Annotated in this window: 17 protein-coding genes and 1 other RNA gene; 8 read left to right on the top strand and 10 right to left on the bottom strand. The window is 25.9% G+C overall.

The features are described from left to right. Window positions 1-4: 4 nt before the first annotated feature. Together A966_RS08680 and A966_RS08675 are read left to right on the top strand one after the other, a co-directional pair. Window positions 5-1,237: a dihydroorotase gene (locus A966_RS08680; RefSeq protein WP_008724701.1), complete on the top strand. Its 1,233-nt coding sequence runs from the start codon at window positions 5-7 to the stop codon at window positions 1,235-1,237. Window positions 1,238-1,542: 305 nt separating this feature from the next. Next, the gene (locus tag A966_RS08675; RefSeq protein WP_008724700.1) at window positions 1,543-2,571 is read left to right on the top strand and encodes a DUF3089 domain-containing protein; all 1,029 of its coding nucleotides are present in this window, start codon (window positions 1,543-1,545) and stop codon (window positions 2,569-2,571) included. 92 nt (window positions 2,572-2,663) lie between these two features. Here the strand turns inward: A966_RS08675 and A966_RS08670 are convergent, their stop codons facing one another. The 5 genes from A966_RS08670 to A966_RS08650 form a co-directional block, all read right to left on the bottom strand. Beyond that, window positions 2,664-3,227 (bottom strand): TIGR03943 family putative permease subunit, encoded by a 564-nt coding sequence (locus A966_RS08670; protein ID WP_008724699.1) that lies wholly within the window; start codon window positions 3,225-3,227, stop codon window positions 2,664-2,666. Window positions 3,228-3,245: 18 nt separating this feature from the next. After that, window positions 3,246-4,073, bottom strand: a complete 828-nt coding sequence (locus tag A966_RS08665; RefSeq protein WP_008724698.1) for a metal ABC transporter permease — start codon at window positions 4,071-4,073, stop codon at window positions 3,246-3,248. Continuing rightward, complete coding sequence (locus A966_RS08660) at window positions 4,070-4,762, bottom strand: metal ABC transporter ATP-binding protein (RefSeq protein ID WP_008724697.1); 693 nt, start codon at window positions 4,760-4,762, stop codon at window positions 4,070-4,072. The genes A966_RS08665 and A966_RS08660 overlap by 4 nt, the downstream gene beginning before the upstream one ends. Before the next feature lie 20 nt (window positions 4,763-4,782). Beyond that, window positions 4,783-5,793, bottom strand: coding sequence for a metal ABC transporter substrate-binding protein (locus A966_RS08655; protein WP_008724696.1), 1,011 nt, complete (start codon window positions 5,791-5,793; stop codon window positions 4,783-4,785). A 458-nt stretch (window positions 5,794-6,251) separates the two neighbouring features. Further along, window positions 6,252-6,860, bottom strand: a complete 609-nt coding sequence (locus A966_RS08650; protein ID WP_008724690.1) for a hypothetical protein — start codon at window positions 6,858-6,860, stop codon at window positions 6,252-6,254. Between the two features lie 143 nt (window positions 6,861-7,003). Here A966_RS08650 and A966_RS08645 point away from each other — a divergent pair, with 143 nt between their 5' ends. Then, window positions 7,004-7,648: a cyclodeaminase/cyclohydrolase family protein gene (locus A966_RS08645; RefSeq protein WP_008724688.1), complete on the top strand. Its 645-nt coding sequence runs from the start codon at window positions 7,004-7,006 to the stop codon at window positions 7,646-7,648. Between the two features lie 308 nt (window positions 7,649-7,956). Beyond that, window positions 7,957-8,253 (top strand): helix-turn-helix domain-containing protein, encoded by a 297-nt coding sequence (locus tag A966_RS08640; RefSeq protein ID WP_008724686.1) that lies wholly within the window; start codon window positions 7,957-7,959, stop codon window positions 8,251-8,253. Between the two features lie 14 nt (window positions 8,254-8,267). Here A966_RS08640 and A966_RS08635 read toward each other — a convergent pair whose 3' ends face one another. The 4 genes from A966_RS08635 to A966_RS08620 form a co-directional block, all read right to left on the bottom strand. Continuing rightward, window positions 8,268-9,371: a glycoside hydrolase family 3 N-terminal domain-containing protein gene (locus A966_RS08635; RefSeq protein ID WP_008724684.1), complete on the bottom strand. Its 1,104-nt coding sequence runs from the start codon at window positions 9,369-9,371 to the stop codon at window positions 8,268-8,270. Continuing rightward, on the bottom strand, window positions 9,335-10,288 hold the full coding sequence (locus A966_RS08630) for a glycoside hydrolase family 3 N-terminal domain-containing protein (RefSeq protein ID WP_008724682.1): 954 nt from the start codon (window positions 10,286-10,288) through the stop codon (window positions 9,335-9,337). The genes A966_RS08635 and A966_RS08630 overlap by 37 nt, the downstream gene beginning before the upstream one ends. Window positions 10,289-10,784: 496 nt before the next feature. Then, window positions 10,785-11,774, bottom strand: a complete 990-nt coding sequence (locus A966_RS08625) for an Rpn family recombination-promoting nuclease/putative transposase (RefSeq protein WP_008724679.1) — start codon at window positions 11,772-11,774, stop codon at window positions 10,785-10,787. A gap of 45 nt (window positions 11,775-11,819) precedes the next feature. Next, window positions 11,820-13,031, bottom strand: coding sequence for a DegT/DnrJ/EryC1/StrS family aminotransferase (locus A966_RS08620; RefSeq protein ID WP_008724677.1), 1,212 nt, complete (start codon window positions 13,029-13,031; stop codon window positions 11,820-11,822). 307 nt (window positions 13,032-13,338) lie between these two features. Here A966_RS08620 and A966_RS08615 point away from each other — a divergent pair, with 307 nt between their 5' ends. After that, window positions 13,339-14,106, top strand: coding sequence for a sulfite exporter TauE/SafE family protein (locus A966_RS08615; protein WP_008724674.1), 768 nt, complete (start codon window positions 13,339-13,341; stop codon window positions 14,104-14,106). A 674-nt stretch (window positions 14,107-14,780) separates the two neighbouring features. Here A966_RS08615 and A966_RS08610 read toward each other — a convergent pair. After that, the gene (locus A966_RS08610; protein WP_008724671.1) at window positions 14,781-16,229 is read right to left on the bottom strand and encodes a PD-(D/E)XK nuclease family protein; all 1,449 of its coding nucleotides are present in this window, start codon (window positions 16,227-16,229) and stop codon (window positions 14,781-14,783) included. Window positions 16,230-16,324: 95 nt separating this feature from the next. Between A966_RS08610 and rnpB the strand changes: the two genes are divergently transcribed. The 3 genes from rnpB to A966_RS08595 all read left to right on the top strand — a co-directional run bounded on the left by rnpB (window position 16,325) and on the right by A966_RS08595 (window position 18,866). Continuing rightward, an RNA gene (rnpB, locus tag A966_RS13175) (RNase P RNA component class A) lies at window positions 16,325-16,665 on the top strand. A 102-nt stretch (window positions 16,666-16,767) separates the two neighbouring features. Then, window positions 16,768-17,607: a glycosyltransferase gene (locus A966_RS08600; protein WP_008724668.1), complete on the top strand. Its 840-nt coding sequence runs from the start codon at window positions 16,768-16,770 to the stop codon at window positions 17,605-17,607. After that, window positions 17,601-18,866, top strand: coding sequence for a glycosyltransferase family 39 protein (locus tag A966_RS08595; protein ID WP_008724667.1), 1,266 nt, complete (start codon window positions 17,601-17,603; stop codon window positions 18,864-18,866). Before A966_RS08600 ends, A966_RS08595 begins: the two co-directional genes overlap by 7 nt.

Raw genomic sequence — 18,866 nt, 5'->3', positions numbered from 1 at the left:
AATTATGATAATCAAAAATGCTAAAATACCAAACAATGAAAAAATAGTTTCTATAATAATAGAAAATGGAAAAATAAAAACTATAGATTCTGATAACAACTTTGAAAAATATAAGTCTGATAATAAAACAGATGATATAATAGATGCTAATTTCAATTATGTGATTTCAGGAATAATAGATCCACATACACATATGAGAGATCCAGGACTCACTCATAAAGAAGATTTTAATTCCGGAAGCAAAGCATGTGCAAGAGGAGGGATTACAGTATTTTTGGATATGCCTAATACTATACCAAATACTATTTCAAAAGAAAATCTCATTGCCAAAAAATCTATGATGATTGGAAAATCTTATGTGGATTACGGCTTTCATTTTGGAGGAAGCAAAGCAGATAATACTGATGATATAAAAAATATTATTAATGATGCAGCATCAACAAAAATTTTCTTTAATGCTTCTACAGGAAATATGCTTGTAGAAGATGATAAAATATTAGAAAAGTTATTTGAAGTTTCAAAAATAGTTACAGTTCATGCAGAAGATAAAATGGTTGATAAGGCAATAAAAATAGCAAAGAATACTAATACTCCATTATATTTATGCCATTTATCACTAGAAAGTGAAATTGATTCATTAAAAAAAGCAAAAGACTCAGGAATGATAATTTATGGGGAAGTTACTCCTCATCATTTATTTTTAAATACTGAAGATGTAAACAAAAATGATAGAAATAAAATGCTACTTAGAATGAAGCCTGAATTAAGAGAAAAATCAGATAATAAAGCATTATGGAAAGCGATATCAGATGGTACTATAGATACAATAGGAACAGATCATGCTCCTCATTTGATAAGTGAAAAATTAGAAAAACTTACATTCGGCGTTCCTTCTGTTGAACATTCGCTTGAATTGATGCTTAAAAAAGTTAATGACAATACTATAGATTTAAAACTGCTTACAAAAATTATGAGTGAAAAAGCAGCAGAAATTTTCTCTATGAAAGAGAAAGGATTATTAAAAGAAAATTATGATGCTGATTTAGTAATAATAGATTTAAATGACCATTCAGAAATAGAAGAAAAAGATATAATCACTAAAGCAGGCTGGTCTCCTTATATAGGTTTTCAAAGAGGAGGCAAAGTTTTAACTACTATAGTACGCGGAAATACAGTATATGATAATGGCAAATTCACAGACAGCTTCATAGGAAAAGAAATAACTTATAATAATTAAAGCTATATAAATGATAAGCTGATAACTTTATTTGTAAAATATAAAGTGTGTGAATAAAAAAACTTTTTTACATTTCATTATTTACAACTTTATATATGTGTTTTTTGGAAGCTTTTGCCATGATAAAAGTTGATATATTTTATTAATAATTGATGCCAGTAATAAATTCACTAGAAACTTATAATATGATTAATATATAATTCTTATTAGTTAGTAATATTAACAGCAATAAAAAATTATTATTGATTTTAATTTTTATACATTATAATATTTCTCTTATTAAAAAAATAATGAGAGGAATTAAAATGATAAAAATTTTTATTACTATTTTATCAAGTATTATAATTCTAAGCTGCACAGCAAATAACAATAACACAGCAGCAGAAACAAAACTAACAGATTATTCAGACAAAAATAATTGGCTTAATATCCCTTCAACATCAAATGAAGCAGATGTATTTTATCTATATCCTACAACATGGAGCAGAGCAAATTCAAATGACAGTATAGTATGTCCTATAGACTATGAACCTATGAGAAAAACAGTTACAAATTCTATGCTTGAACAAACAGGAATATTTGAAGAAACAGCAAATGTGTATGCTCCATTTTACAGACAGGCTGATGCTTTATACTTGATGAATACAAATAATAATATTAGTAAAGAAGAACAGGATAAGTATTTTTATTCTTCACCAAAAGAAGATGCAATAGCAGCATTCGATTATTATATTAAAAATTATAATAATGGAAAACCGTTTATATTGGCAGGGCATTCTCAAGGAGCTATGATGATAAAACAAATACTCATAGACTATTTCAAAACAAATGAAAATTTAAAAAACAGAATGATAGCAGCATATATATTCGGATATTCAGTTACAAAGAAAGATTTAGATGAAAATCCTCATTTGAGATTTGCAAACGGAGAATATGATACAGGAGTAATAATTTCTTATAATACAGAAGCGCCTGATTTTAATGGATATAACCCTACACTTCTTGAAGGAGCTATTTCAATAAATCCTATATCTTGGACATTAGATGAAACTCTAGCTGAAAAAGAACAGAGTTTAGGTGCAAATATATCACATAATTATGGAAACCCTAAATCCAACATAGTTACAAATGCAGGAAAGCCTTCAAAAATAGCCGATGCCAAAGTAGATAAGGCAAGAGGTGTTGTAAAATGCAGCACTATAAATGCTGATGACTTTTATGTAAGAGGCGGAGGAATTTTTGAAAAAGGTGTTTACCATGTTTATGATATTGCTCTTTACTATTATGATTTAAAAGAAAATGTAAAAAAAAGAGCGGGGGCTTTTTGGAAATAATTATAAAGGAATAAAAATGGACAGGATAATATATCCTTTATTATCCTGTCCGCAACATGGTTTATAAAATATAAATACGATATTGTCAAAAATTAATTAGCTACGAATTCTTTTCCCCTCTTGTCTAAAACATTCAAACTTATAGCATTAAGTCTTACAGTCTCATAATTGTCTATCTCTAATATTTCTACAACTCCTACAACCTCTATCCAATCCTGAGGATTAGGTATATTGCCTTTATAATCAAATTCAAAACCCGCAACACCATCATATCCGCAGCAGCCCGGACCATATCTGAATACAAAATTAAGTTTCTCTCCCGTATCCTCATCTGTAAATCCGTCGTATATGCCTTCTAATTTTATTAATTTACCCCTGTAATCTTCAGGATTCAAATAAACATCATTACATTGATTTATAAACATTCTCTCTTTTATTTCTATGATATTATTCATATCCAAACTTGATGTATCTATTTTATCCTGTTTAAGCTCATTATTATCAGAAGATTTGTTTTGAATACCGCTATAGTCGTATTTCTTCTTTGGTATATCAACATAATTTTTTTCTATATCAAACCAACCGTCATTGTATTCTTTTTTTGAACAAGAAGAAAATGCTAATAATACAAAAAATAAAAATAGTACTTTTTTCATAAAATATTCCTCCTTTTTTTATTTTACACCTAATCTTATAAACCTTCCTACAACGGAAAATATTAAAAGCATAGCCAAATTCACCATAACAATACATGCCCCTGTAGGATATTCAAGCTGAAAAGAAGCTATTATGCCTATAAAAAAGCAAAATACAGATAATACAGCCGATGAAATTACAACACTCTTAAAAGTATTAAATATACGCATAGAAGTTAGTGCCGGAAATATTATCAAACTTGATATAAGCATAGCCCCCATCATTCTCATACCTAATACTATAATCAAAGAAGTGAGTATAGATATAAGCATATTATAAAATTCGGCATTTATTCCAACCGCACGGGCAAAATTCTCATCGAATGTTACCAAAAATATCTTATTATAGAAAAGAACATAAAGCACTATAACTACAATACTAACAGCAATACTTATATAAACATCGCTCTTACTCATAGCAAGTATACTTCCAAACATATAATTACATACATCTGTATTTATGCCTGTTTTCACAGTAATAGCAATAATACCCACAGCCAAAGATACACTTGATATTAAAGCAATAGCAGCATCTCCTTTTATTTTACTGTTTTCGCTTAACCTTAAAAGAAGTATTGAAGCTATAGCAACTATAGGTATTGAAAGCTGAAGCGTAGAAAATCCAAACATAAGTGAAAGAGATAAAGCCCCAAATCCTACATTAGAAAGCCCAATACCTATCATAGAATATCTTTTTAAAACCAAATTAACGCCTAAAAGTGCAGCACATAATGATACCAATATACCAACTATAACTGCCCTCACAATGAAGGTATATGAAAAAAGTTCCTGAATCAAAGCAATCATCTCATATCCTCCCCTGATATTCTTTTATATATATCTGTTTTTATATAGTCCTCTGTACTTCCAAAGAAAAGAATATTTTTATTTATATGAAGTATCTTATTAGAATATTTAACCGCATTCGATATATCATGAGAAACCATTATAATAGTGACCTCATTATTCAATTTCTTTATTAAATTATATAAATCAGCAGTAGCTATTGGATCAAGTCCTGTAGAAGGCTCATCAAGTATTAATAATTCTTTAGCAGAACATAATGCCCTAGCCAATGCCACTCTCTGCTGCTGTCCTCCTGATAAATCTTTATATGACTTATTTTTTAAATTTTCTATATTAAGTTTTTTCAAATTATCCAAAGTTATTTTTTTATCTTTAGAAGTATAGAAAGGAAGAAACTTCTTCTTATTTAACCTGCCAGAAATCACAACTTCAAATACACTTGCCGGAAATGATTTCTGCACTATTCCCTGCTGAGGAAGATATCCCACTTCATTTTTCTTTATAATATCAAAAGAAATAGTACCTTTTTTAGGCTTAATTAATCCTAGTATAGTTTTTATTAAAGTAGTTTTACCTGAACCATTTTCGCCTATTATTGAAAGGTAGTCTCCTTTGCATAAAGAAAAATTGATATTGGATAATACCTCATTATTGTCATAAAATACTGATAAATCTTTAATATTCAACATCAATTTTTCACCCTTTTATATTAATTTAAGCCTTTTTTCAAACTCTCTAAATTATCCATCATTATAGATAAATATGTAGCTCCTGAATCAAATTCCTCTTTACTTATATTTTGTCCTGAATGAAGCTTCAATTTTTCTGCACCTGTCTGTTCAATTAGTGTATTTGCTATTTTTTCATTGCTCAATTCTATATAATACAAATAAGGTATATTATTATCATTGATATAATTTATCAAATAGGCAATAGTTTTCGGACTAGCATCAACCTGACTGCTGCATCCATTAAAAGGTGCTCTATATTCCAATCCATATTCTTCTGCCAAATATCTAAATGGAAATCTATCTCCGAATACTATATTTTTTCTTTTAGAGGAATTTACTGCATTTCTTATTTCATTATCTAAAACTGTTAATTCCTCATTATATTTATCAGAATTTGATTTATATATATCAGCATTATCAGAATCAATTTCAGATAAAGCATTGCATATTGCACTAACCATTAACTTAGCATTTTTAGGAGAAGTCCATATATGTTCATCATAAATGCCTTCATGTGTATGACTTTCTTCAGAAGCATCTTCATGTTCATTGTGATTAGCCTCTTCTTCATGATTATGATCTGCATCATGCTCCATACCTTCTACAATTTCTTCATCTAATGCTTTTACATAATCTATAAGTCTAACTATTTTTTTCCCATTAGTATCCATAGAAGATACAACTTTTTCAGCCCACTCTTCACTTTCACCGCCTATATAAATAAATACATCGGCATTTTGTATATCTATAACATCTGCAGGGGTAGTATTAAATGAATGAATTTCTATACCGGGTTTTACTATCATTTGTAAATTTACATTATCTCCGGCTATATTTCTCGTAAAATCATATATTGGAAATATTGTAGTTACAACTTTTATTTTATTGTTTTCTTCGTTTGCAGCAGTGCCGTTTGATGACTTATTAGTATTACATGAAATAGATAATACTGATATAATAAAAATTAAAATTAATATTTTCTTTATCATAATAAAAAATCCTTTATATTAAAAATTATAATAGTAATGTAAAATATAATTATTAAAAATAATAAAGGATATAAAATCAATTTGTAAGTTTTACCTTTAACTTAATAGGGCTATTATTCAAGTAAAATATCTTTTTTCTTATTCCTAAGAAAAATATGCATAAAACTGCTAAATATATTATTACTGAATTATATATATTATGAAATTTTATTATTTTGCTTACCGTTTTTACTATAAAAAATATTTCCATACAAGTTTCACAATCTGCATTTAAATGATGATTATGATGATGTGAATGATAAATTATATAAAATGCTGGAAAAACATATATGGATATGATAAAAACAAATAATATTAATACTAATCTCATAATAATATTATTATAATTGATAATAAATAATTGTCAATTATAGTGAATATTTATTTTTATTGTTCAAATAAAATAATAATATTTCCCATTATAATTCAATATATAAAACAGGGCTGTCTATACCTGAAAATATAGGTATTTCTATTAAAAATGCATCTTTTAAATCATAAACATTAACATCTTTTATATCATCATAAGAAGAAAGATAACATGAACTTACTGTAGGTATATAATCTTTTGAAACTATTAATTTCATTTTCATAGAACTATACATAGATTCATATTCACTATATTCAGATGTATTTTGAGAATCTTTAAAAGGCATAAATGAGAATTTATTTCCATTTCTTACAGGCAGCAATGAATTTATATCTTCTGTTATATCTCTTTCTTTTATAACACCATTTACATAAAGACCTATTTCATTATCATTATTTATATGCTTGAATTTAAAATTTCTAGGATAAGAATCTCTAGCTTCATTTTCCATATCTTTCAATATTTCTTCATAATAGTAGTCAGGAACAGCATTTTCATAACCTTCCGAATATGCTGCCAATTCTATTAAAGATTTAGATACAGTAACTATTGCCACAACTGTTACATTTTTATCTTCATCTATAGTTACATACTGTGTATAATCTAAACAGCTTACAAAAAACAAAGAAAGAAATAAAGTAAGTACAATATTTTTCATAAAAAATCCTTAATTTTTTTAATATATAATATCACAAAAATAATAAATAACAATCTAATATTATATTTTACTATTGATATTTATTTTATGATATATTAAAATCAGTTTCAATAATGATATAAATATTTTCGGAGTTATTATATATGTCAAAGTTGATCGATAAAAAATTATCAGATTATATTAATGATGTTGATAGTTCTCTTCCTGCTCCGGGAGGCGGAAGTGTTATGGGAGCTGTAGGAAGTTTGGCTTGTGCATTAGCGGGTATGGTTGGATATCTTACTGTTAATAAAAAAAAGTTTTTAGAATTATCTCAGCAGGAACAAGATAACTTTAATAATGCTATAGAAAATATAAGAAATATTAAATGCAGACTAATGGAGATAGTAGATAAAGATGCAGAAAGTTTTAATGCTTTTATGGAAGCTATGAAACTTCCTAAAGATACTGAAGAAGAAAAGACAAAAAGAAAAAATGCAATATCTGAAGCTGCCAAAAAAGCTATAGATGTTCCTTTCAATGCTTTAAAATCATGTTACGAATTGATGCCGTTTTTTGAAACAGTGATTAAATATGGAAACAATAATGTTATTACAGATATTGCTTCGGCTTATATTTTAGCATTTGCATGTGCTAAGGGTTCTGTACTTAATATTAATATAAATATACCTCTTATAGAGGATAATGTATTTTTAAATGATATAAAAACAAATACAGAAAAATATATAAACACTGTGGAAAATAATTTTTATAATATAGAAAAGCAAATATTATTATTTAGAATATAACAATAAATAATATTTATTATATTCTTTTTATATGAAATTATGTTATAAAATGTAAGATTTGTTATACAAAATTCTAATTTTATTTTTTCATATTGATATTTTATTCATATTATGATAATCTTTCAATAACAACAAGGTTTATAAAATATACATTGGAATAAAAATATATTAGATTATCTTTATTTTTAATCTAATTTATATAAATGATTTTTATATTTTATTCTTTGACTATATTTTTATAATTTTATTCTTCAAAATCTCTTTATTCTTAACTTTAGTTATATGTATTCTTTTAATAGGAGGTTCGAATGAGTATAACAACTAAACACATGATATCCTTAAGTGAAGAGGAAAAAGAAAAAATCAAAGAATTTATTAAAAAGGAAGGAAAATCAAAAAGACTTATTTCTAGGGCAAATATCATTTTGGCATTAGATGAAAAGAAAAACACAGGACTTACACATACTGATATAGCTAAGCAGTATAATGTTACTTATCACACCGTTGTAAACATTATTAATGAATATGTGAAATCAGGGTTAGATGAAACACTAACATACAAAAGAAATCCTAACAGCAATAGAAAAAAGAAACAGGCCAATTAAAATGAATGATATTTCTATGTGCGGGAAGAAAGTATATTTTCTGAAGCCATCTTTAGAACTCTCGCACATGAAAGTATATCGGCATCTATATCTTTAAACATATATTCTACATTCTCATATATATTACTTATCAAATTAATACCGAAATCTATACCTTTATCAATACTTCCTGTCATAGCTAAATCATCTGTAATAACCACACCATTAAATTCTAATTCATTTTCTAATATATCAGCATATTTTCTTGACATACTTGCAGGAAGTTCACTATCTATATATTTATTTTTTATATGTGATACTAAAACCATTTCAGCACCTACCTCTATACCGCTTTTAAATGGTATAAATTCACTTGATAATAATTCATTGGTAGTTTTATCAATTATAGGAAAATCATCATGAGAATTAACTATAGTATCTCCATGACCTGGAAAATGTTTTAATACGCTTATGATCCCAGCATCTCTTTGGGCTTTTACTGTATTTGAAACCATTTCTGAAACTATATCTGCATTAGTAGAAAAACTTCGGTTATATAAATAAGAATTTGTATCGCTTGGTATATCGCATAAAGGTCCTAATATTACATTAATGCCTAAATCTAGTAAAAACTTTGATTTTTTGTATGCTATATTATATGCATATTCAATACTATTTGAATCCCCTATATATTTAGGTGAAATATCTTTAATAGGGTCAAAGTCTATGCGGTTGACTTCGCCTCCTTCCTGATCTATAGAAATTAACATATTTGAGTTAACATATTTTCTTAAGTCGCTTGTCAATTGCTTTAATTGCTGTTCATCTTTTATGTTATAATCAAAAAGTATTACCCCCATTATATTATTATCTTTAAGAGTTTTAATTGTTTCTTCTGAAAGAACTTTATCCTTTATTCCTACCATAAGTAAAAGTCCTCTCCTTTCTTTTTTACTCATTTTAGATACTTCATCTATATAGTAGCTTAAGTCTGGGTATTTTTCTTTTAATTGCTTTATATATATTTTTTCATTTAATATATTTGATGTTGTTTTACATGCATAGACTATAAATAAAATTATTATAAAATACAATACAGCCTTTACAATTTTTTTATTAATTTTAACAGTTTTGAACATAATACAGTATCCGTTTCTTTTATATTATTTTCTATAATATTTTTTAATTTATTTATATCTTTATAATAATTAGATGAAAGTACATTAACGGCATAATTAATAATATTTTTATCATTATTAATATAATCGGTCATTATAATGCCTTTAAACTTCATATTATTAAATAAAAAATCTCTATATTTATAATTATCTTTTATATGAGACATAACTATAATATCAGTATTAGCTTTTATACCAGCTAAAAAAGTTTCTCTATTATCAATAATACTTTCTATATTTTCTATATTTTCATCTATATATAACTCATCATTATAGTATTTTGGAAAATATTTTACTGCTGTTATAAGTCCGCTGTCTTTATATGCCTTTACTGTTTGGTATATAAGATTAGAAGCTAGTATTTTATCATCTGAGAATATATGCTCTTTAAGATGCGATTTTTCACTACAATAAGTATTACATATCGGAGATAAAATCATATTAATGCCTACCGACTTTAATTTTAATGCTCTTTCAGATGCTATTTTGTATGCATACTCCTCGCTTTTTCTCTCGCCTATATAACTAGAAAAAACTTTAAACTTCTTATCATAGTATAAATTATAAGTATTTTTATAATCCTGATCTATTGCTATAAGTATTTTTCTTTTAATCTTTCTCTTTATTTTTTTTATTATTTTATCAAGATTTTCAATATCCAAATTATCTATATTTATTATTATGCCTGATATATTGGTTTTATTTATTATATCTATCAAATTATCATCATAATTTTTTACTGATATTATAAATGGTATTTCTTTTTTATTTTTAATACTTTCATTATTTTTTAAGACAATATTAAAATTATCATAAAGATAAACAAAAATAAAAAACAAAATTAATAATAATATTGAAATTATAACAATGTAAATCATTATTTTATTATGCTTTATTCATATAATAAATTTTATTATTTATTAAAACCATTTACTTAAATATAGAACTAAATAAAATTTTAATTAAATTATATATCTTAATTTATAATTTTTCTATTTTTTATCTATAGACTTGTTTCAAAACTAATTTTTTATAATTTTGTGGGGACTAGCCCTACGAAGTACACTGCGTTGCCACACCCCCACTTCTTTTGTGACGCTGTCCGCCTTCGGTGTGGCACATACGAAGTACGCCTCGCTGTGCGTGCCTTCGGCAGGCGAGAAGCTATATCCTCGACAAGCTCGGATACGCTTCGCGAAAGACTGCATATTTATATACCAGAACAATAAATTGTACAACATATAAAACATAATATTTGTAATTTTCAAATTAAATAATTTTAATAATTAATCTTGTCAAGTAGTTTTGAAACAAGTCTTATATATAAAAAACTGTTTGTAACAATTCCTACCAATTATTATAAATATCATGCTCTCACAAGTTTTTTATTTTTTCTATACTGAGTCCTGTTAATTCACTAATAAGCTCAATATCCATATTTTTATTTTTCATATTTTTAGCTAATAAATATTTTTCTTGTTCTATACCTTTCTCTATACCTTTCTCTATACCTTTCTCTATACCTTTCTCTATACCTTTCTCTATACCTTTCTCTATACCTTTCTCTATACCTTTCTCTATACCTTGCTGAAATCCTATCTCAATACCTTCTTTTCTTCCTTCTGCTCTCTCATACTGAAGCATAGCAGCCTGTCCATAAAGAAAAGTATCTCTTTCATTATACGCTGACATCTCTTTTTCATCAGCTACAAATCTTTTATATTTATCTATTACCTTACTCATAATTGTATTTCCTCCTATGAGTTTATTAACATCTTTCTCTAAATCTTTAGTAGTAAAAAAATCAATCCAAGATAAAAGTTTATTTTTATTATATTCATCTATACTAGCATTTTTTAATATTTCTGCAAATCTTTTAATCTCTATAAAATGTATCTGTAAATCGTCAAGTCTAAGATTAGGATTATTGATATCAGCAAATATTAAACATTTATGCTCTCTTTTTATATCAGTATCGCTTCCTATATCCAAATTAAAATTTATAAAACTAATACTAATCATCTGGCTTATACCAATGTATAAATCACTTTCTTTTAATTCAGAAGCTATATTTTTTGCAATATAATACAATATTCTTTTTATAAAATTATTATTTCCAACTAACTGTACTTCTATAAGTATCTTTTTACCATCTTTGGTTTTTGCTTTAACATCGAGGATTGATTCTTTTAAATTCTCATTTTCTGCTAAATTGTAAGGATTGATTATTTCAAGATTATTCACAGATTCAAAACCAACATCATTTAAAACAGCATTAACAATATTTTCTAATATATCTTCATCACCTTCAGTACCAATTAGATATCGTACAAATAAATCATTAAGTCTGTTAATCTCTTTCATGATTTTATTATACTAAAAACAAACTATTTTGTCAAAAATAAAACATTAATTCAAATACTTAATAATATTCTCAGCAATATATACAGCATCCTCCTCATTTAAAGTGCTGTATAATGGAAGAGTTATTTGATTTTTGTACATATTAAAAGCATTTTTATAATTATTAATATCATAGCCCAAATCAATATAAGCCTTCTGTGCTGGAAGAGGCAGATAATGAACATTTAAAGTTATTCCAATTTCAGACATTTTATCTATAAGCAAATCTCTATCATTTTCTTCAAAATCATTTATTCTAATCAGATATAAATGATAAGAAGACTCACTAAAACTATCCTTAAAACTAGGAAGTATTATTCTTTTATTTTTAGATAAAATATCATTATAAATACTTACTATTTTTTTTCTGTTATTAAGCATAGAATCATACCTTTTAAGCTGAGATAAACCTATGGCAGCATGCAAATCGCTCATATTAGCTTTATATCCTGCCAATTCAATACTGTATCTCCAAGCCCCTCTGCCTCCTTTACTTTTATCCAAAGCACTTTTATTTTGTCCATGAAGCGATAATATAGAAAGCTCTTTATATATATCATCAGCATTGATACTGCCTATATCATTAAAAGATAAAGCCCCTCCCTCAGCAGTTGTAATATTTTTAACAGCATGAAAAGAAAAAGAAGAAATATCAGCCTGAGATCCTGTTCTTTTTCCTTTATAAACTGCCCCTATAGAATGAGCAGCATCAAGTAAGAATAATGGTCTTTTTAATTCTTTTTGATATTTATTTTCTGAAGCATTAAATAATTCTTTTTTACTTTCAAGTATTTTTATAATGCTGTCATAATCGCATGGCTTTCCTCCAATATCCACTGCAATGACTGCCTTAGTTTTATTTGTTACAGATTTTTCTAATTTTCCTAAGTCTATATTAAAATCATTAGTATTAGCATCTATAAATACAACTTTAGCTCCAAGATGAACAATTACATTTGCAGTTGAAGCATAAGTATAAGCAGGAACTATTACTTCATCACCATCGCCTACTCCAAATATTTTTAATGCAAGCTCCATAGCGGATGTGGCACTTGATAATAGTTTTACTCTTTTTACATCTATATATTTACAAAGCTCTTCTTCAAACTCTTTATTAACTGGTCCTGTAGTTATCCATCCTGATTTTAATACTTTAACTACTGCTTCTATTTCACTGTCTGTTATATCCGGAGGTGAAAATGGTATTGATTTATTCATAAGTTTTTCCTCTATACTTTATATATAGCTTAAATTATATTATGTTTACTTTACATAATTATATAATATACAACATATAAAAATAAATCAACAACAATTTATTATTATTAATAACTTCTCATATACTTAATATTTTAATATAAGTGATAATTTCTTAATCCACACTCATATATTAAATAATTATTATCAACAATAAAAATTAAAAAAGTATATCTATAATAAATAAATTCACTAATATCATTTGACAAAAAATTATCATAGGTATAGTATTTTTAACTAATAAAAAATAAATTAGCGGTGTTGTATTATGCTGAGTATAGAAAATCTAATTATAATAATTATAGGCTGTTCAATAGCAGGTTTTGTGGATGCTGCAGCAGGAGGTGGCGGACTTATAAGTCTTCCGGCATATTTAATAGCCGGTATTCCTCCGCATACTGCATTAGCTACTAATAAATTCACTTCAACATCTGGTGCTATAGTTTCTGCTTTTACATTCTTCAAAAATGGTAAACTTACAACTAAACTAATAAAGTTTTTAATACCTATGACAATATTAGGTTCTATCGTAGGTGTACAGGTTATAGTATTAATAGATGCTAAAATATTGCAGCCTTTAATAATGATACTTATTTTAGCAGTTGGTATTTATACTTTATTTTCTAAAACCTTTGGAACCGATAACCTATTTGATGAAAATAATTTAAAAAGAAAAAATTATATAGTAGGTATGTTTTTTGCTTTTCTTTTAGGGTTTTATGATGCCGTATTCGGACCCGGAACAGGAAGTTTTTTAATAATGTTTTTTGTGCTTTATTATAAAATGGATTTTCTTCTTGCATCTGGTAATGCCAAGGCTTTGAATCTTACAAGCAATTTATGTTCATTAATAATATTTGCAATAGAAGGAAAAGTTAATTATATGGCTGGAATATTTGTTATACCTTTTATAATGATATCCACCTACTTTGGTGCTAAGTTTGCAATTAAAAAAGGAATAAAAGTAATAAAACCAATATTTGTAACTATATCACTACTTACTACATTAAAAATATTAATAGATATAATGAGATAGAAATATAGTATATACTCAAATTTTTAAGTTTGTCAACTGATGTCTTTATATAGAATTATCAACTTTTTTGCCGCACACGCTCTGCGGTTTTATCCTTCGGATACGCTTCACGAAAAACGCATATACTACAGCTTAATATTTTAAGAATATGCAGCAAAAGTTGTATAATACTCTAGTTTTATGTTAAAAATATAAGACTTGTTTCAAAACTAAATTAAGAAATATTTATACTATTTTAATTTTTATTATTTTTGTTTTTATAAATGTGGCTTTGCCCCAGACCCCACTTCTTTTGCCGAATAGGCACCTACTCGGTGGTGCCCCAGGAAAAGTCCGCCTGCGGCGAGAAGCAAAAGGAATGCATATTTATATATTAAAACGATAAATTATACAACATATAAAACATATAATTTATGTAATAATTAATATTATATAAATTAGCATAAAATAACAAACCATTAAAATTATTTGTCAAGTACTTTTGAAACAAGTCTATAGTCTTTTTGATTATTTTTTGATCATATAATATGCCCCCATTCGGTCACAAAAGAACTTTATATTCGGTGCATTTGCATACTTCGTAGGACTAGTACCATAAAATAGTCAAAATACAAGAAACTAATTTTTTACAAACTTAAAATTTTTTTAATATAAAATAAGTCCATATTTAATAATTATAAATTATCTTTCAAAAGATTATAAATCTTAATCATAACATCAGCAATTTCTTCTGGGCTGTCTTTTTCTGTATTTATTTTATATCTAAAAAATTCTCTTTCATCTTCTGTTTTTATAAATTTATAAATATATGCATTATCATTCTCTAATGATTTTAATTTATTATATATAGCTTTATATCTTCTTTCATTTTCATCAACTTCTATATAAACACATAAATCAAAACTATTCCAAGTATGATTATCTAAATAAAGACCTACAGCACCATTTTTAAATAAAAATTTAATATAATGAGAACTACCATCATAATTATTAATATTATCAATAATATCATTTTCATTTATTATATAATATTCTAATTCTATATTACTTTCTAAATATAATAACATTTTTTTTCTAAATTCCAAATAAGGTTTTATATACTTAATAATATTATTCTTTTTTATTTCTGACTTTTTATTTTCAAGAAGTTCATTAACACTATTAAATATTTTTATATATTCATCAACATCTTCTACTGTTTGTATGTCGTTAAAAAGGTTATATTCCAATAGTTTTTGTATTTTTTCTCTTGTCATATCAAGCTCCTCTGTATTATTGCTTATCATATTGGCATTATGTATAGTCTGTATCATAGCAGATTTCAAAAGCCTATAATCTCTTATATATTTATTATCATTATCTAAAATATTATCACTATGAAGAAAAGAATATTTTTTATTTTCTAAAATATTCTCAAGCCATAAAGCTATATCGCTATGTTTTAATGTTTGAAAATTATCTCCAAGTTCCTTTTTTGATTCTTCTGATAAAGTAGAAGCCTCATAACCTGAAGGATTGAGAAAAATCATATATAAATTTTTGTAATTATCTTTTTTCTTATTCTTATAATAATCATCTAATTGATTTGTCTGCTCTGAAGCATATATTTTATTTTCTATAATAATTGCAAACTCTTTTTTATAAGATATAAATAAATCTATTCTTCTAGTGTCTGCTTTTTCTTCTCTTTTTATATTTATATATGAATGCTTTATTTCTTCTTCAATGTTTTTTAATCCGTAATCCCAATTAAATTTATTATGCAAATATAGTAAAAAATCTTTAACAAAACTTAATTCAGTATTTTCTCCATACTTTATATTTATTTTAAGAAAATTGGCGAGTAAATTACTATTATAATTCTCATGTCTTTGTAAATTTACTGCCTCAAATATACAAAACTGAGGAGGATATTTTTTCATTTCCTCTTTTACTTCTTCTATTATTATTTTAATTTTAGAGAAGATTTCATTTAATCTATTTGTTTTTAATTCTTCTTCCTCTAAAAATGATTTATGTATAGACTTTATAGTATTTTCTAATGCATTATATTTTTCTTTTTCATCTTTTTTAAATTCATTTATTAATGTTAATAATGTATTTTCAATAATTTCTGTATTCATATATTAAGTATAATAATCAAATATAAAAAAAGCAATTAATTTAATATTAAAAAATTATGATTGACATTTTATAATTTTTATAATAGAGTAATCGGCATGCGGAGCGGGTAAACGCGGTATTTAAGTAACTAATACTGAGGAAAGTCCGTACCTCTAAAGGGCATCATGCAAGCTAACGGCTTGAAGACGAAAGTCTATGGAAAGTGCAGCAGAAAATATACCGCCAATTTGGTAAGGGTGAAAAGGCATGGTAAGAGCATACCGCATTTGTGGCGACATGAATGGCAGTGTAAACCCCATGAGAGGCAAGAGCAAACAGAAACGGATTGCCCTTTTCCTAAGTTTCAGGTGGCTCGCTGGAATATTATAGCAATATAATATCAAGATAAATGTTTACCTTAAATGACAGAATACGGCTTATAGCTCCGCTTACTTTTTATAATTATACCTTTTAAAAATTAAAAATAGTTAAATAATATTGTTATTTTTTTATTATGAATATATTATTTATAAATCATAAATAAAAATTGGTAAATAAATGGTAAGCATAATCATCACAACTAAAAACTCAGAAAATTTTATCGCTGATTGTATAAATGCTGTAAAAAATTCTAATTATAAAGATACTGAAATAATATTGGTAGATAATAATTCAACTGACAGAACAGTAGAAATAGCTAAAGAATTAGGTGCCAAAACTTTTATTAAAGGTCCAGAACGATCTGCTCAAAGAAATTATGGGGCTGAAATGTCAGGCGGAGAAATAATAGGATTTTTAGATGTTGATATGACTTTATCAGAAAATGTTATAACAGAATGCTTGGAAATTTTTGAAAACAATAAAGATGTGCAGGCTATTTATATACCTGAAAAAATTTACGGAAAAAGTTTTTTTAATAGAGTAAGAAGTTTTGAACGTTCATTTTATGATGCTACTGTTATAGATGCTGTAAGATTCTTCAGAAAAGAAGCATTTATAAAAATAGGAGGGTTTGATTTAAACTTAAATGGTACTGAAGATTGGGATATAGACAGAAGAATAAAAGAAACAGGAAAAACTGACATAATAAAATCCCCATTATATCATCATGAAAATCATACTCTAAAACAATATATAGTAAAAAAAAGCTATTATGCTTCAAATTTTGACAACTACTTCAAAAAATGGGGACATGATAAAACTACTAAAAAGCAATTTGGAATATTTTATCGTTATATTGGTGTTTATATAGAAAATGGCAAATGGAAAAAACTATTAGCCCACCCTATTTACTCAGTATCTATGTACTTCTTAAGATTCTTAATAGGCATTGTTTATATACTTTCAAAATTTAATATATCCAAAAAAGAAAATGTTTATAAGGATAAAAAATGCTAAACTTAGCTAGTAAAAAATCATTAATAACACTTTCAATAATAGCAATTATAATAGGAATATTTTTAAGATTTTATATATACAATAAATCAGTACACGGATACCCTATAGGACTAGATGGAGAATATCAATTCTATCAATTACAAAAACATCTTAATGAAAATAGATTTCCAGTAGAAGGTGTTTTTCTAAATACTCCAGATACATATTATAGTGAAGAGAATTCAAGAGTTCCCGGAGGATATTTTTATTTATCATATATGCTGAAATATCTTATAGGCGGAAAAACTTATGAAGGAGCAAGATTTATCAATATGCTCATTTCTATACTAGCAAGTATTATATTTTTTGTTTGGCTTTATAAAAGATTTTCGCTAACCACATTTAGTATTATGTTAATGCTTATGTCTGTTAATGTATACTTTTTAAATGCTGGAAATAATATATATAATCCTCATAATCCCTTAATACTATCTTTTATTTTTTTACCTGTACTTTTTGAATATTTATATAATGAAAAAAAATTCATATATGCTGTTTTGCTGTTTCCAATCTTAGCATTATCAGCACAATGCCATTTTTCAAATTTCTTTTCTCTAATTCCATCTCTTATAATATTTTTAATAATAAAATGGAAAAAAGATACAAAAGAAAATATAATCCCATTGTCTATAGGAGTATTCATATCATTTCTCACTTACCTTCCTTATTTAATATATCAATTTCCAAATAATTTTGAAAGCATATCAAAAATATTTGGAAGAAAATCAGAAATAGATGCAGTTAATATAATACAGCCGCCTCAAATTTATTCAATATTTCTTTTCACTACAAATGAACCTGGAAATAAATATATAAATGGAATAAAAGATATAATAAACATTTATTTTGGAAGCAATCCTTTATATATTTTTACTTTTATATTTTATATATTATCATTTATATTTGCTTTGACAGCCTTAGTTTACGCTTATAAACATTTCTTTACTAAGAAGATGTTAACAGATAATGATAAAAAAACAGATACATTAAAAGATTTATTATTATTCTATATTATATATGTGATAACTTCTATAGTATTCTATATGCTTGCCAATATAGGAGCTGGAAGACCGCATTATTTTTATTCATCATTTACTTTAGGATTCGTACCTATAATATATTTTATAGAAAATATAAAGTACACAAAAAATAAATATATAAACTATATTTGCTTATATGCTTTATTAAATATTATAGCTATTTTTATTTATAGAATATAA

It is taken from the genome of Brachyspira hampsonii 30446 (assembly GCF_000316195.1).
Classification (GTDB): Bacteria; Spirochaetota; Brachyspiria; order Brachyspirales; family Brachyspiraceae; genus Brachyspira; species Brachyspira hampsonii_C.
The sequence above is the reverse complement of the archived record's forward strand: the minus strand, read 5'-3'. Positions and strand labels throughout refer to the sequence as shown.